The following is a 254-nucleotide window of genomic DNA, read 5'->3' as shown; positions in this document are numbered from 1 at the left end:
TCAGGCGGCCTCTGTCGTCAGCATAGATCCCTCGTTGTTCCGGGAGAAGTTCGATGAGCTCTCCGCCGCGTTGGCCCCGCTGTTCGCCCGCCGCGAGCCTCGGGCACACGCCTGCGCGTACATGCGTTGGCCTGCTGGCCGACCTGCCGCGCAAGAACTGCTGGACCGTGGCCGAGCACGCAGGGCAAGCGCGGGCGTTCGGGACACAGCGCCTGCTCTACCAGGCCGTCTGGGACGAGGACGGTGCCCGCGAC

General features: G+C 69.7%; 1 pseudogene. It reads left to right on the top strand.

The features are described 5' to 3' along the window. Positions 1 to 53: 53 nt before the first annotated feature. Positions 54 to 254 (top strand): annotated as a pseudogene (locus AC13HU_RS38410) (hypothetical protein); the annotation flags it as partial.

The organism is Streptomyces sp. NH27, from assembly GCF_056859195.1.
This window is presented reverse-complemented; position numbering and strand designations above follow the sequence as displayed.